The sequence below is a fragment of the Bradyrhizobium sp. 31Argb genome (genome assembly GCF_043638955.1).
GTDB lineage: Bacteria > Pseudomonadota > Alphaproteobacteria > Rhizobiales > Xanthobacteraceae > Bradyrhizobium.
The window spans coordinates 1-14,466 of sequence record NZ_JBEGDB010000201.1; the positions used below are offsets into that span (position 1 = coordinate 1).

Sequence of the window (14,466 nt, forward strand, 5' to 3'; positions counted from 1 at the left end):
CACGCGCAGTCACGCGACCGCGTCAAAACACCAGGCCAGAATGCCCTTCTGCGCATGCAGGCGGTTCTCGGCCTCGTCGAACACCACCGATTGTGGACCGTCGATCACCTCGTCGGTGACTTCCTCGCCGCGATGTGCGGGCAGGCAATGCATGAACAATGCATCGGGCTTCGCCAGCGACATCAGCTTGGCATTGACCTGATAGGGCCGGAGCAGATTGTGCCGGTGCTCGCCGTCCTTGTCGCCCATCGACACCCAGGTGTCGGTGACGACGCAGTCGGCGCCACGCACGGCTGCTTCGGGATCGTTGCCGAGCACGATCGGCGCCTGGGTCGCCTTGATCCAGTCGCGCATCGCCTTGTTCGGCGCGAGCTGCGGCGGCGTCGCGATGTTGAGGGCGAACTTGAAACGCTCGGCGGCATGCGCCCAGGACGCCAGCACGTTGTTGTCGTCACCGGTCCAGGCCACGGTCTTGCCCTCGATCGAACCGCGACGCTCCTCGAACGTCATCAGGTCGGCCATCACCTGGCAGGGATGCGAGCGGCGCGTCAGCCCGTTGATCACGGGGACGGTCGCATGCGCGGCAAGCTCGAGCAGCGCATCGTGGTTGAGGATGCGGATCATGATCGCATCGACATAGCGCGACAGCACCCGCGCGGTATCGGCGATGGTCTCGCCACGGCCGAGCTGCATCTCGGCCCCGGTGAGCATGATCGATTCACCGCCAAGCTGGCGCATGCCGACATCGAACGACACCCGCGTGCGGGTCGAGGGGCGCTCGAAGATCATCGCCAGCGTCTTGCCTTCGAGCGGCTTCGTAGCCCTCTCATGCGCCTTCAGTCTCGCCTTCATGGCGGCGCCGGCGGCGAGCATGGCGCGCAGCTCGTTGAGCGACATTTCGTTGATGTCGAGGAAGTGACGGGGTGCCTTGCTCATCATCCCGCTGCCTTCTTCGACGGTCCACTTGAGAGCGCGGTGCAGGCGCGCTCGAGGCAACCGATGGCGTGCTCGATCTCGGCCTCGCCGACGATCAGCGGCGCGAGGAAGCGCACCACATTGTCGCCGGCGCCGACCGTGAGCAGCTTCTGCTCGCGTAGGGCGGTGACGAGGTCGCCGGAGGGCACCACGGCCTTGACGCCGATCAGAAGCCCCTCGCCGCGCACGTCCGCGAGAATGGACGGATAGCGGTCGACCACGGAGGCGAGCTTCTGCTTGAGCAGGAGCGACATCTTCTGCACGTGATCGAAGAAGCCGGGCTGCAGCATCACATCGAGCACGGCGCTGGCGGCCGCGACCGCGAGCGGGTTGCCGCCGAAGGTCGAGCCGTGCGAGCCCGGCGTCATGCCGGACGCGGCTTCCGCGGTCGCAAGGAAGGCGCCGATCGGAAAGCCGCCGCCGAGCGCCTTGGCCAGCGACATCACATCGGGAGTGACCCCGATGCGCTTGTAGGCGAAGAGATCGCCGGTGCGGCCCATGCCGGTCTGCACCTCATCGAAGGCGAGCAGGAGACCGTGCTCGTCGCAAAGCTGGCGCAGCGCCTTGAAGAAGGCCGGCGGCGCAGAGCGCACGCCGCCTTCGCCCTGCACCGGCTCGATCAGGATGCCTGCCGTCTGCGGACCAATCGCGCGTTTCACCGCTTCGATGTCGCCATGCGGCACCTGGTCGAAACCGTCCATCGGCGGGCCGAAGCCCTCGAGATATTTGGCGGCGCCGGTCGCGGCCAGCGTCGCGAGCGTGCGGCCATGGAAGGCGCCTTCGAAGGTGACGATGCGATAGCGCTCCGGATGCCCCTTCGAGAAGTGATAGTGACGCACGACCTTGATCACGCCTTCCATCGCTTCCGCGCCGGAATTGCAGAAGAACACGAAGTCCGCAAAACTCTGCTCGCACAGCCGCGCGGCAAGCTTCTCGCCGTCCGGGCTCTTGAACAGGTTCGACATGTGCCAGAGCTTCGTCGCCTGCTCCTGCAGCGCCTTCACCAGATGCGGATGGGCATGGCCGAGCGCGTTCACCGCGACGCCGGAGGTGAAGTCGAGATAACGCTCGCCTTTGGTCGAGATCAGCCAACAGCCTTCGCCGCGTTCGAAGCCGAGATCGGCCCTGGCAAAAACGGGAAGCAGATGCGACGTGGCGCTGTCGGTCATGGCGATCACTGAAGGGTTTTAGACAAGCCTTTCAGATGAGCCCTGGCGGCGTGCAGCGATGCAGACACGCGGCTGGAGCTCATCCAGCGAAAACAAAACGTGCCGCCTTTGCAGGGCGGCACGTAAAGGCATTCTATGCGCGCGGCGGGTGCTGTCAATCGCCACGAAGCCGCCAGGCTGCGCTGCAAAGTACCGGGTAATCCGCGGGTTTCCAGTGTAGTGGAAAAGCCCGATTGCAATCCCTAAATGTCGGAACATGTGGACGCATAGGCGCGGACTCTTGCGCCAGAGTCACGCCATATTGTAGCGTCTGGCCTGTCGGGTACGACATCTCGTGCGGCAGTTTTGATCCCTAGAGTCCTTTGTGTGCGGCGTACACGTTCGGGTGCGGTTTTCGTGCCCGGCGAGCCTTAAGGGATTCTGCCCGCAGGGATTTTTGAGATTAGGCATCGCAGCGCTGTCCCAGGATCGGCCGGCGCAACGCGAAGGGAAAGATGCGATGACGGTATTGACCTGGTCCGACGAACGCGTCGAGCAATTGAAGAAGCTCTGGGAAGCCGGGCTCTCGGCCAGCCAGATCGCAGCGGAACTCGGCAACGTGACGCGCAATGCAGTGATCGGCAAGGTGCACCGGCTCGGCCTCTCGGGTCGCGCCAAGAGTCCAGCCGCCACCGCACCGCGGCAGCGCAAGGCGCGTCCCGCACAGCCGATGATGCGCGTGGCGCGTCCGGTCTCCCGCGGCAACACCGCGCTCGCGCACGCCTTCGAGGTGGAGGTGGAAGCGGACCCTATCGCCTACGACAATGTGGTGCCGATGAGCCAGCGGCTGTCGCTGCTCGAATTGAACGAGGCCACCTGCCACTGGCCGGTCGGCGATCCCTCGAGCCCGGAATTCTTCTTCTGCGGCGGCAAGGCGCTTCCCGGCCTTCCCTATTGCGCGCACCACTCCCGCGTCGCCTACCAGCCGGCAGCGGACCGCCGCCGTCCGACGGTCAAGCCGTCACACGGCAAGTAAGCCGACGACAGATCGTAGCCCGGGTGAAGCGCAGCGTAACCCGGCAATGCTGTATCGGCAGGTCCAAATTTCCCCGGGTTACGCTTCGCTGCACCCGGGCTACGGATTGAGGTCGCCGAGTTACGACTGCTCGGCCTTCGCGAAGCGATCATCCAGCGCGTAGCCCGCGCCGCGGACGGTGCGGATCGGGTCCTGCTCGCGGCCGGGATTGAGCAATTTGCGCAGGCGGCCGATGTGGACGTCGACGGTGCGCTCGTCGATATAGATGTCGCGCCCCCAGACGCTGTCGAGCAACTGCTCGCGGCTGAACACGCGGCCGGGATGCTCCAGGAAGAACTCCAGCAGGCGATATTCGGTCGGGCCGAGATCGATCGGACGGCCCGAGCGCGCGACGCGACGCTTCTCGCGGTCGAGCTCGATGTCGCCATAGGTGAGCACGGTGGCGAGCCGCTCCGGACTTGCCCGACGCAACAGGCCCTTCACCCGCGCCAGCAGTTCAGGCACCGAGAACGGCTTGACGATGTAGTCGTCGGCGCCGGTCGCCAGTCCCCTCACGCGCTCGCTTTCCTCGCCGCGCGCGGTCAGCATGATGATCGGGAGCTGCTTGGTCTCCGGCCGCGCCCGTAGACGGCGGCACAGCTCGATGCCGGAGAGTCCCGGCAGCATCCAGTCGAGCACGACAAGGTCGGGAATGCGTTCCTTGAGCCTTGTGTCCGCATCATCTCCACGGGCGACCGTTTCGACATCATAGCCTTCTGCATCGAGATTGTAGCGCAACAGCGTCGTCAGCGCTTCTTCGTCTTCGACCACCAGAATGCGTGCGCTCATCGGCTTGGCTTCTCCTATAGCGGGATGACTCTCTGCCTGAATCGTCATCCCACTCTTCCTTTGATGTTTTGAGCAGGATCTTCTTCGGAAAACCGGCTTCGACTTTCCTGGATGTGCTCTAGTTGCCCGGAACGGTCGTGGCGAACGTCGTCATATCCCCCTTCGGCCGCTTGTCGGTCATCTGCTGACCCTCGATCATGTAGAACACCGTCTCCGCGATGTTGGTGGCGTGGTCGCCGATCCGCTCGATGTTCTTGGCGCAGAACATCAGGTGGATGCAGAACGAGATGTTGCGCGGATCTTCCATCATGTAGGTGAGGAGCTCGCGGAACAGCGAGGTGCAGATCGCGTCCACCTCCTCGTCGCTCTTCCAGACGTTCATCGCGGCCGGCAGATCGTGCGCGGCATAAGCGTCGAGCACGGACTTGACCTGCGACAGCACGAGGTCGGTCATGTGCTCCAAGCCGCGGATCAGCTTCAGCGGCTGGAAGTCGTTCTCCAGCGCGGCGACGCGCTTGCCCATGTTCTTGGCGAGGTCGCCGATCCGCTCGAGGTCGGTCGCCACCCGCATCGCGCCGACGATCTCGCGCAGGTCGACGGCCATCGGCTGGCGGCGGGCGATCGTCAGCACGGCGCGCTCTTCGATCACGCGCTGCAGGCTGTCGATCTCGATGTCGGAAGCGACGACACGCTTGCCGAGCGCAATGTCGCGGCGGATCAGCGCATCGACGGATTCGGTGATCATCCGTTCGACCAGCCCGCCCATCTCCGCGACCAGACGGGTCAGTTCCTGAAGATCGCTGTCGAACGCCTTGGCGGTATGTTCAGAAGCCATGATGTCCCTCCTCAACCGAACCGGCCGGTGATGTAGTCCTGGGTGCGACGATCGCTCGGCGAGGTGAAGATCTTGCTGGTGTCGTCAAACTCGATCAGTTCGCCCAGATACATGAACGCGGTCTTGTCGGAGACGCGCGCCGCCTGCTGCATGTTATGCGTGACGATCGCGATCGTGTAGTCCTCCGACAGCTCCTGGATCAGTTCCTCGACCTTGGCGGTCGAGATCGGATCGAGCGCCGAGCAGGGCTCGTCGAACAGGATCACTTCGGGCCGCACCGCAACCGTGCGGGCGATGCACAGACGCTGCTGCTGGCCGCCGGAGAGGCTCAGGCCGGAGGCGTTGAGCTTGTCCTTGACCTCGTTCCACAGCGCGCCGCCGCGCAGCGCTTTCTCGACTCGGCCGTCCATTTCGGATTTCGAGATCTTCTCGTAAAGGCGGATGCCGAAGGCGATGTTCTCATAGATCGTCATCGGGAACGGCGTCGGCTTCTGGAACACCATTCCGATCCGCGCCCGCAGCAGGTTGAGATCGAGCTTGGGGTCGAGAATGTTGGTCTGGTCCAGCATCAGTTGGCCGGTGGCGCGCTGGCCGGGATAGAGGTCGTACATCCGGTTGAAGATCCGCAGCAGCGTTGACTTGCCGCAACCGGAAGGACCGATGAAGGCGGTGACGCGGTTGGTGCCGAGCGCCAGGTTGATGTTCTTCAGCGCGTGGTGCTCGCCGTAATAGAAGTTGAGGCTGCGTGCCGTCACCTTCGGCGGCGCTTCCGGCAGCGATTTCTGGGGAATGGCCGCGCTCGGGCTGGTCGTCGATACGGTCATATCGGTCATTTTGCGCTCCTTTCGGCGCCGAGGATGCGCGCGCCGATGTTGAGCGCGAGCACGGTCAAGGTGATGAGCAGGGCCCCGCTCCAGGCGAGCTCTTTCCAATAGGCGTAGGGGCTCTGCACGAAGTTGTTGATGGTCACCGGCAGGTTCGCCATCGTCTTGGTCAGGTTCAGGCTGAAGAACTGATTGGACAGCGCGGTGAACAGCAGCGGCGCGGTCTCACCGGCGACGCGGGCGGTCGCCAGCAGCACGCCGGTGATCAGGCCGGAGCGCGCCGCACGATAGGCGATCCGCTTGATCACCAGCGAGCGCGGAAGGCCAAGCGCGGAGGCCGCCTCCCGCAGCGGGTTGGGGACGAGCAGCAGCATGTCCTCGGTGGTGCGCAGCACGACGGGGATGACGATCACCGCCAGCGCCAGACAGCCGGCCAGCGCGGAGAAGCCGCCCATCGGCACGACGACCGCGCCATAGATGAACAGGCCGATGATGATCGACGGCGCGCTCAAGAGGATGTCGTTGATGAAGCGGATCACCGAAGTGAGCCGGTCATGCTTGCCGTATTCGGCCAGATAGGTGCCGGCAAACAGGCCGAGCGGCGCGCCGATGCCGACACCGATCACGGTCATGATCACCGAGCCGACGATCGCGTTCAGGAGACCGCCATCGGTGGAGCCGGGCGGCGGCGTGTTCTTGGTGAAGACATCGAGGCTGAGGCCGGCGAGGCCGTTGTAGAACAGCGTGAACAGGATCAGCGCCAGCCAAGTCACCCCAAACGCGGCAGCGGCGATGCAAAGCCCGCGGATGATGATGTCGTTGCGACGGCGAGACCTGTAAATCGGATTCATGGCTCAGTTCCCCGCCTTCTTTTCCAGACGCATCAGCATCAGTCGCGCACAGGCGAGAACAATGAACGTCAGCACGAACAGCAACAGGCCGAGCAGGATCAGGCCCGATTGGTGCAATCCGTCACTCTCGGCGAATTCGCTGGCGATCGCCGCCGAGATCGTCGTGCCCGGCGCGAAGATCGAGGAGGAGATGCGGAACGAGTTGCCGATGATGAAGGTCACGGCCATGGTCTCGCCGAGTGCGCGGCCGAGGGCCAGCATGATGCCGCCGATCACGCCGACGCGGGTATAGGGAATCACGACGTTGCGGACGACTTCCCAGGTGGTGCAGCCGACCCCGTAGGCCGCCTCCTTCAGGACCGGCGGCACTGTCTTGAACACGTCGACCGAGATCGCCGTGATGAAGGGCAGCACCATGATCGCCAGGATCAGCGCGGCGTTGAACAGGCTGAGATAGGACGGCGGGCCGCCGAACACCGCGCCCAGCAGCGGCACGCCGTCGAACAGGCGGATCATGAACGGCTGGAAGGTGTTGGCGAGGAACGGGCCGAGCACGAAGAAGCCCCACATGCCGTAGATGATCGAGGGGATGCCGGCCAGGAGCTCAATCGCGATGCCGATCGGGCGGCGCAGCCATTGCGGGCAAAGCTCGGTGAGGAAGATCGCAATGCCGATGCCGACGGGAATGGCGATCAGCATCGCGATGATAGAGGTGATGAGCGTGCCATAGATCGGCCCGAGCGCACCGAGCACCGGCGGATCGGCCGACGGCGCCCAGCGTTGCGTCGACAGGAAGGCGAAGCCGTATTCCTTCATCGCCGGCCAGGCGCCGGCAATCAGCGAAAGAATGATGCCGCCGCCAAGGATCAGGAGCACCGAAATCGCGCAGGCCCGGGTGATCCAGTAGAAGGTGAGGTCACCGAGTTTGAAGGCGCTGAGGGCCTTGGCACGATCGTAAGGTCCGGAGGCTGCCATTACGTCGCTTTGAACGGCCATGTCTGCCACGCCAATCCCCTGTGTTGACTGATACAATAGAAGGGTCGCTTCTTGTCGAGCGATCTTGCCGACGAGTTTATCCGGCGCCGCTTCTGGGTCCGAGGACCAGACCCGGAACCCCTTGGGATTCCGGGATCACTTGCTGCACTCGCGCCCCGGAAGATGACGGGGCGCGAGGCTCTCGATGCGAGGCTCAGCTCTTGATGTCCGAGGCCCAGGTCTTTTCGATCAGCTTGACGACCGCTTCCGGCATCGGAATGTAGTCGAGCTCCTCGGCGGCCTTGCCGCCCTTCTCGAACGACCACTTGAAGAACTTGATGGCTTCGCCCGAAGCCACCTTATCCGTCGGCTCCTTGTGCATCAGGATGAAGGTCGCCGCGGTGATCGGCCAGGACGCATCGCCCGGCTGGTCGGTCAGGATCACGTAGTAGCCCGGAGCCTTGGCCCAGTCCGCGTTGGAAGCAGCAGCCTGGAACGCAGCAATGGTCGGCTGCACGGTCTTGCCCGCCTTGTTGACCATCGCGGCATAGGTCAGCTTGTTCTGCTTGGCGTAGGCGTATTCGACGTAGCCGATGGCGTTCTTGGTCTGGCTGATGTTGCCGGCAACACCCTCGTTGCCCTTGGCGCCAACGCCAACCGGCCACTCGACCGCAGTGCCCGAGCCGACCTTGGACTTCCAGTCGGCGTTCGACTTGGAGAGGAAGTCGGTGAAGTTGAAGGTGGTGCCCGAACCGTCGGAACGGCGGACCACGGTGATGGCGTCAGAGGGCAGCTTCAGCTTCGGATTGAGCTTGGCGATCGCCGCATCGTCCCACTTGGTGATCTTGCCGAGATAGATGTTGCCGATCACTTCGCCCGACAGCACGAGCTCGCCCGGCTTGATGCCTTCGAGGTTCACGACCGGCACGATCGCGCCCATCACCATCGGCCACTGGACGAGTCCGTCCTTCTCGAGCTGCTCGGCCTTCAGCGGCGCATCGGTGGCACCGAAGGTCACGGTCTTGGCCTGGATCTGCTTGATGCCGGCGCCCGAGCCGATCGACTGATAATTCAGCCCGTTGCCCGTTTCCTTCTTATAGGCGTCCGCCCATTTGGAATAGATCGGGAACGGAAATGTCGCGCCCGCGCCAGTGATATCGGCCGCGAAGGCCGACGTCGAAACGGCCACCAAGCCGGCAGCGACGATTGTCCTAAAGAAATTCATGGGGTGGTCTCCAATCCTGTGAGCGAAGCGCCGGATGCGCCCGATCGCGCTCACGCCGGTCCGTTTAGGAGCGGTCGATGCTCGTTTTACGAAGGTTGGGTGACAGTTGGATGACACATTCAAGCAATTGAAATTGCTTGACTTTATGCCGCTGCGGCGGTCTTCACCTGGGGAAAACAGGCGGTAAAAGTAGCGCCGTTTTTCGGCACGCTTTCGATCAAGAGACGGCCGCGATGACGGTTAAGAATATGTTTCACCAAGGATAATCCGAGCCCGGTTCCGCCCTGGAGGCGGCTGTCGCCGACGTCGACCCGGTAGAAGCGCTCGGTCAGCCGCGGCAGGTGTTCCGGGGCGATGCCGGGACCGAAATCCCGCACCAGGACCCGGATCTCCGGGGCACCCTCGCCGGAGGCGGCCTCCTTGAGCGAGACGATCACCCTGCCGCCGGAGGCGCCGTATTTCAGGGCGTTCTCGATCAGGTTTTCGAACAGCCGCAACAGCTCCTCGCGGTCGCCCGCGATCATGACCGGCGTCTCGGGAAGCTGGATCTCGATCACGACCTGCCGCTCGCGCGCCAGCGGCTCCAGGCCGTCGGCGACCTGGCGGATGATCGGGATCAGGTCGACGCAGGTGTCGGGGCGGACATGGGCCGAGAGCTCGACCCGCGACAGCGACAACAGATCGTCGATCAGCCGCGCCATCCGGGTGGCCTGGGTGTGCATGATGCCGAGGAAGCGCTCCCGCGCCCGCGGATCGTCCCTGGCCGGTCCCTGCAGGGTGTCGATGAAGCCCGACAGCGCCGCGAGCGGCGTCCGCAATTCGTGGCTGGCATTGGCGACGAAGTCGGCGCGCATTTCCTCGACCCGGCGCAGCGGCGTCAGGTCGTGGAAGGTCATCAGCATGCATTTGTCGGTGCCGCCGAACAGGGTCGGCACCGGCACCGGCGTGATCACCAATTCCATCCAGCGATCGACCGGGACATGATCGAGATAGGTGGCGCGCCGCGGCTCGGTGGTGGCGATCGCCTCGCGCAGCGCGGTGATGATCTCCGGCGACCGCAACGCGAATTGGGCCAGCTCGTTCTTGCGCAGCGCCGGCGCCAACTGGGCCGCTGCGGCATTGAGATGGATGACGCGCCCGGCGCGGTCGAGCAGCACCGCCGGGTCCGGCATGCCGGCGACGACGGCGGCAACCGCCCCGTTCTCGACCGGGTTGACGCTGCGGGTATCCTCGCGGGAGGCCGCCACGTCGTGCAGGCGCCAGGGCACCAGCGCCGCGGCGGCGATGCAGAGGAACACCGCAAAAGCGCGGATCAGCGAGAGCTCATCGAGCGCGACCAGCACGCTGAGCGCCAGCCCCGCCGCAAGCAGCACAATAGCCGAGTGCCGCAGCCGGTCGGGCCACGGCGAGAAGAAGGAGGAAGAGGATTCGTGAAGGGCCATTGAGCCGGCTTCTTCCTGTTCAGGCGGCGGCGTCAGGCGCTCGTGTCTCCGCGCTCGCGGACATAAACGGCCTCATGCCGCGGTTTGGCGTCGGAGCCAGCTCCCAAATGGCGCAGGCGCTTGATTCGCGCTCCGAGGATAAGCTCCCGAAACGTCAGCAAGATTACAGATATGACAAAAGGTGAAATATAGTAGAGCATCCGGAACAAAAGCATCCCGCCGAGCAGGTCCTCGCGGTCCATCTGCCAGAGGCCGACCAGCATGGCGGCGTCGAACACGCCGAGGCCGCCGGGCGAGTGGCTGGCAAAGCCCAGTAGCGTCGCCGAGACGAAGATGACGGCCACCACGACAAAGCCGAGATTGGGCTCGTCCGGCACCAGCACGTACATCGCCAAGGCGCAGAACCCGAGGTCGATGATGCCGATGCAGATCTGCAAGAGTGTCAGCGGCCCGCCCGGCAGCGTCACCGTCCAGGGCCCGCGCCCGACCACCCGCGGCTGGGTCCAGACCCAGACCACATAGGCCACCAGCGCGACGATGATCGTGAATGCCGCGACCCGATTGAGCCAGGGCGGAAGCTGATCGATCGAAGCGGCGGCCTCCGGATGATAGGCAATCCCGATGCCGAGCACGGCGGCATTGCCGAGCCAGAAGGTCAGCCCGGCCAGGAAGCAGATCTTGGCGACGTCGATCGCGTTCAGCCCCCAGGCCGAATAGATGCGGTAGCGCACCGCCCCGCCGGTGAAGACGCTGGCGCCGACATTGTGCCCGATCGAATAGGAGGTGAAGGCGGCGAGCGCATTGATGCGGTAGGGAATGTGGCTGTGGCCGATCGCACGCACCGCGAACAGGTCGTAGAAGGTCAGCGTGAAATAGCCGGCCGCCACGAACAGCGCCGCGAGGGCGATCTGGCGCGGCTCGGTGCTTTTGATGGCCTCGAGCACCTCGTTGGTGTCGATGCCGCGCAGCATGTGATAGAGCACGTAGCACGCGATCGCGATGACCGTGATACTGATCGCAACGCCCAATTTGTGCAGGACCTGCTTCTGGCGCAGAAACGCGATCGCCTTGCGGATTGCTTCCAGCATCTAGACCTCGAATTGCGATCCCGCGACGACGGCTACCGGGCGAACCCCGCCGACGCTCCGCTGTTCCCTTCCGCCTGTCGTAGCGCGTTTCGGGTCGAAGTGGAATTCGTCTGGCGACGATAAAACGCGCATCTTCAACACATTAGGGGGAGTTCATGACAGCAGGTGCACAGTTTTGCTGCATTCTCGCCGATCCGACAAGGAGTTGACACGCAGGCGCGGGCCGTGGCCAGCCCACCACCGATGCGACCGAACGTCCCGGCAGCAGCCATCGGGAGCACGAAACCCGCCTGGCAGCCGCAACTCGCCACCTCATCTGGCCGGCTGGCTGCGCGACACCACCCAGTCACGCAGCCACGATCCCACCAGGCATCCGGCGAGATAGAGCGCGAACATGATCAGGAACAGGTCGAGCCAATAGCCGAAGCGGCCGGGAACGATGTGGCCGAGCGCAAGGGCGATCAGGATCGCCGCAAGCAGCGCCAGCCATCGCGCCAGCTTTCGTGACACCCCTTCCCCGCGCTGCACCACCGATATCCAGCCCATCGCAAGGCCGATCAACAGCGCCGCGAGCAGCCAACCCCAGAAGAACGTCGCCAGATAGGCCATCACTTCACCACGAAATCGATGCGGCGGTTCTGCGCCTTGCCTTCTTCGCTGTCGTTGCCGGCAAGCGGCTGCGTGGCGCCATAGCCGACCGCCTGGAAGCGCGTCGCCGGCAGGCCCGCTTTGACCAGATAGTCCATCACCGCCTCGGCGCGCCGTTCGGAGAGCGCCTGGTTGGCGCTCTCGTCGCCGTCGCTGTCGGTGTGGCCGGCGATCTCGATCGTGGCATTCGGGCAGCGCAGCGCGGTCTCGGTCAGGCGATCGAGCAGGCCCACGGAATCCGCGGAGATATCGGCCTTGCCCGATTCAAAGCGGATCCTCGCCTTCGACAGCAGCTCGGTGAAGAGCTGCTGGCACACGGTCGCATCCACCGGGGAGGCCGCCGGCTTCACCGAAATGTCGGCCTTGTATTGCCAACCTTGCGGAAAATCCCGGCCGAGGCCGGCGCGAATCTGGTTGGCGGCGGCATCATAGAAGGCGTCGCCCGACAGCTTGACTTGGCGATCGGTCACCACGAGCGTGCCGGTCGACAGCCGCGATAAGGCGCCGAGCGCCGGCACCACGGCGTTGGCAAAGCCGGAAGGAGCGCCCACGCTGGCCTTGAGGTTGTCGACGACCTTCTCCGAGAAGAACTTGCGTCCGGCGGCCGCGACGAGCGCGGCGTGAGCGTTGTTGTCGGGCACATTGCCGGTGAGCGTCAGCGTCACCGCGACCGGATCCTTGTAGGCCTGGAAGATGTAGGGCGGCGCCTTGATGTCATTGGCTGCGACCGAATAGCCCTCGGGCAGATTCCGCAGCGCCGCCGCGATCGCCTCGCGCCCGCCGAGCTCGCGCGCCATGCCGGACAGGTTGACCTTGGTATCGGTCAGCGTGATCTTGCCATCCTTCAACTTGCCGATCTGGTCGAGCAGCAGCAGCGCCGCGCTGTCGAAGCGCGGCGGCGCGCCGCGCGCGAGCGACATCTGGTCGGCAACTTCGACGCCGCCAAGCATATTGCGGGCCGCTTCGAGCAGCTTGCCCTTGCTCGACGGTAACGGCGCACTGCCGGTGAGCGTCACCCGGACGACATCGCGCTCGGCCGACCAGACAAATGGCTTTGCTTCGGGAACGAGCCGCGTCCCGTCATTGACGAGGCGCACGCCGGGCACCGCCTCGACGGAGGCTACCGCGCTCTGACGGCCCTCCTCCGAGAACGCCTCGGCGGCAAAAGTCACGTCCCGCCCGGCGACCGCGATCCTGCGCTTGTCAAGGATGGTGTCCTTGAGCGCGGCGTTTGATCGCGCGGCGAGATCAGCCTCCACGGTTGCGGTCGAGGTCCAGGCCGCGATACCCCAACAGATGACCAGCGGAATCACGCCCGGCCACCACTTGCGACTCCACTTGAAAAGTTCGTGCATTCGGGGTCCTGGCTCCGGAACCAGAGAGAAAACAAACCCTTGGCTGACTGTCAAACCCGAAATACCGCGTCTGGCAAAGAGCCGCGTATAACCGGGCCGGCTAACCGTTTGTTCAGCGGTGGTTCGCTAATTTCGCTCCGTAATGCAACCGGCCGGCCGATTTCCCGGATGAAAAAACAGCTCAGAAAAACCGTTATCCGCGCCGGGCTCGAAGCGCTGTATTTCTCGGGAGCCCATTTCCTGCTGCGACCAATCTTCGCAGGCGTCGGGGCGGTCTTCATGCTGCACCATGTCCGGCCACGCCGCAACGATGAGTTCCAGCCGAACCATCATCTCGAGGTTGAACCGGAGTTCCTGCGCGCGATGCTGGAACATCTGCGCTCGCTCGACATCGACATCGTCACCATGGACGAGATGCACCGGCGGATGACCGAACGTGATTTCGCGCGGCGCTTTGCCTGCTTCACCTTCGATGACGGCTATCGCGACAACCGCGACCATGCACTGCCTGTCATGCGCGAATTCGACGCGCCGTTCATTGTCTATGCCGCCAGCGATTTCGCGGAAGGGACCGGCCGGCTGTGGTGGATCGCGCTGGAGCAGCTGATCGCCAAGGCGGCCGCGATCGAGGCGCCGATCGGCGGAACGATGACGCCGATCGATACCTCGACGCCGGAGGCGAAACACACAGCTTTCGAGCAGTTGCACGACTGGTTGCGGAGCTTGCCGGGCGAGCAGGATGTCCAGCGCGAGGTTTCGGCGCTATGTGCGCGCCATGATGTCGACGAGACGACGATCGCGCGCAAGTTCTGCATGTCCTGGAGCGAACTGAAGGAGTTCGCCAACGATCCGCTGGTAACAATCGGCGCGCACACCATCACCCATTGCAATCTCGCCCGGCAGTCCGAGGAAGTTGCGGCGTTCGAGATGACCGCCAGCCGGGAGCGGATCGAAGCGGCGCTGGCGCGGCCGGTGCTGCATTTCGCCTATCCCTATGGCGACAAGATCGCCGCCGGCCAACGCGAATTCGCCCTTGCCAACGCCGCCGGCTTCAAGACCGCAGTGACGACGCGGCCGGGCATGATCTTCCCGGAAAGCGCCGATCACCTGACCGCCCTGCAACGCGTCTCGCTGAACGGCAATTACCAGGACGCGCGCATCATCCCCGTCCTCACCTCCGGCGCCGCCACCGCCGTCTGGAACGGCTTCCGCCGCATCGACGCGGCGTAGCTCCGC

14 protein-coding genes are annotated in these 14,466 nt (G+C 64.4%); 2 read left to right on the forward strand and 12 right to left on the reverse strand.

The features are described from left to right. Positions 1–9: 9 nt before the first annotated feature. Together argF and AAFX91_RS29420 are read right to left on the reverse strand one after the other, a co-directional pair. Positions 10–936 carry an ornithine carbamoyltransferase gene (gene argF, locus AAFX91_RS29415; protein WP_394568961.1) on the reverse strand — a complete coding sequence of 309 codons (927 nt, stop codon included), beginning with the start codon at positions 934–936 and terminating at the stop codon, positions 10–12. Next, entirely contained in the window at positions 936–2,144 is a 1,209-nt protein-coding gene (locus AAFX91_RS29420; protein WP_394568962.1) for an aspartate aminotransferase family protein, read from the reverse strand. The genes argF and AAFX91_RS29420 overlap by 1 nt, the downstream gene beginning before the upstream one ends. 499 nt (positions 2,145–2,643) lie before the next feature. On the opposite strand from AAFX91_RS29420, the gene AAFX91_RS29425 reads away from it, so the two are divergent. Continuing rightward, positions 2,644–3,159: a GcrA family cell cycle regulator gene (locus AAFX91_RS29425; RefSeq protein ID WP_394568963.1), complete on the forward strand. Its 516-nt coding sequence runs from the start codon at positions 2,644–2,646 to the stop codon at positions 3,157–3,159. 120 nt (positions 3,160–3,279) lie between these two features. Here the strand turns inward: AAFX91_RS29425 and phoB are convergent, their stop codons facing one another. The 10 genes from phoB to AAFX91_RS29475 all read right to left on the reverse strand — a co-directional run bounded on the left by phoB (position 3,280) and on the right by AAFX91_RS29475 (position 13,230). Then, complete coding sequence (gene phoB, locus AAFX91_RS29430) at positions 3,280–3,987, reverse strand: phosphate regulon transcriptional regulator PhoB (protein WP_028163454.1); 708 nt, start codon at positions 3,985–3,987, stop codon at positions 3,280–3,282. 118 nt (positions 3,988–4,105) lie between these two features. After that, complete coding sequence (phoU, locus tag AAFX91_RS29435; RefSeq protein WP_130583023.1) at positions 4,106–4,822, reverse strand: phosphate signaling complex protein PhoU; 717 nt, start codon at positions 4,820–4,822, stop codon at positions 4,106–4,108. Positions 4,823–4,833: 11 nt separating this feature from the next. Then, positions 4,834–5,646 carry a phosphate ABC transporter ATP-binding protein PstB gene (gene pstB, locus AAFX91_RS29440; RefSeq protein WP_394568969.1) on the reverse strand — a complete coding sequence of 271 codons (813 nt, stop codon included), beginning with the start codon at positions 5,644–5,646 and terminating at the stop codon, positions 4,834–4,836. A gap of 5 nt (positions 5,647–5,651) precedes the next feature. Next, positions 5,652–6,497 (reverse strand): phosphate ABC transporter permease PstA, encoded by an 846-nt coding sequence (gene pstA / locus AAFX91_RS29445; RefSeq protein WP_130583021.1) that lies wholly within the window; start codon positions 6,495–6,497, stop codon positions 5,652–5,654. A 3-nt stretch (positions 6,498–6,500) separates the two neighbouring features. Continuing rightward, positions 6,501–7,493: a phosphate ABC transporter permease subunit PstC gene (gene pstC / locus AAFX91_RS29450; RefSeq protein WP_394568964.1), complete on the reverse strand. Its 993-nt coding sequence runs from the start codon at positions 7,491–7,493 to the stop codon at positions 6,501–6,503. Positions 7,494–7,686: 193 nt separating this feature from the next. Next, positions 7,687–8,697, reverse strand: a complete 1,011-nt coding sequence (gene pstS, locus AAFX91_RS29455) for a phosphate ABC transporter substrate-binding protein PstS (protein ID WP_394568965.1) — start codon at positions 8,695–8,697, stop codon at positions 7,687–7,689. Between the two features lie 143 nt (positions 8,698–8,840). Next, entirely contained in the window at positions 8,841–10,139 is a 1,299-nt protein-coding gene (locus AAFX91_RS29460) for an ATP-binding protein (protein WP_282532602.1), read from the reverse strand. Positions 10,140–10,171: 32 nt separating this feature from the next. Beyond that, entirely contained in the window at positions 10,172–11,227 is a 1,056-nt protein-coding gene (locus AAFX91_RS29465) for a lysylphosphatidylglycerol synthase domain-containing protein (protein ID WP_394568966.1), read from the reverse strand. Between the two features lie 312 nt (positions 11,228–11,539). Then, positions 11,540–11,836, reverse strand: coding sequence for a hypothetical protein (locus AAFX91_RS29470; RefSeq protein ID WP_282532603.1), 297 nt, complete (start codon positions 11,834–11,836; stop codon positions 11,540–11,542). Next, a complete protein-coding gene (locus AAFX91_RS29475) occupies positions 11,836–13,230 on the reverse strand; it encodes an OmpA family protein (RefSeq protein ID WP_394568967.1) in 1,395 nt (464 codons plus the stop codon). The genes AAFX91_RS29470 and AAFX91_RS29475 overlap by 1 nt, the downstream gene beginning before the upstream one ends. 168 nt (positions 13,231–13,398) lie before the next feature. Here AAFX91_RS29475 and AAFX91_RS29480 point away from each other — a divergent pair, with 168 nt between their 5' ends. Next, the gene (locus AAFX91_RS29480) at positions 13,399–14,460 is read left to right on the forward strand and encodes a polysaccharide deacetylase family protein (protein ID WP_394568968.1); all 1,062 of its coding nucleotides are present in this window, start codon (positions 13,399–13,401) and stop codon (positions 14,458–14,460) included. Positions 14,461–14,466 lie beyond the last annotated feature (6 nt).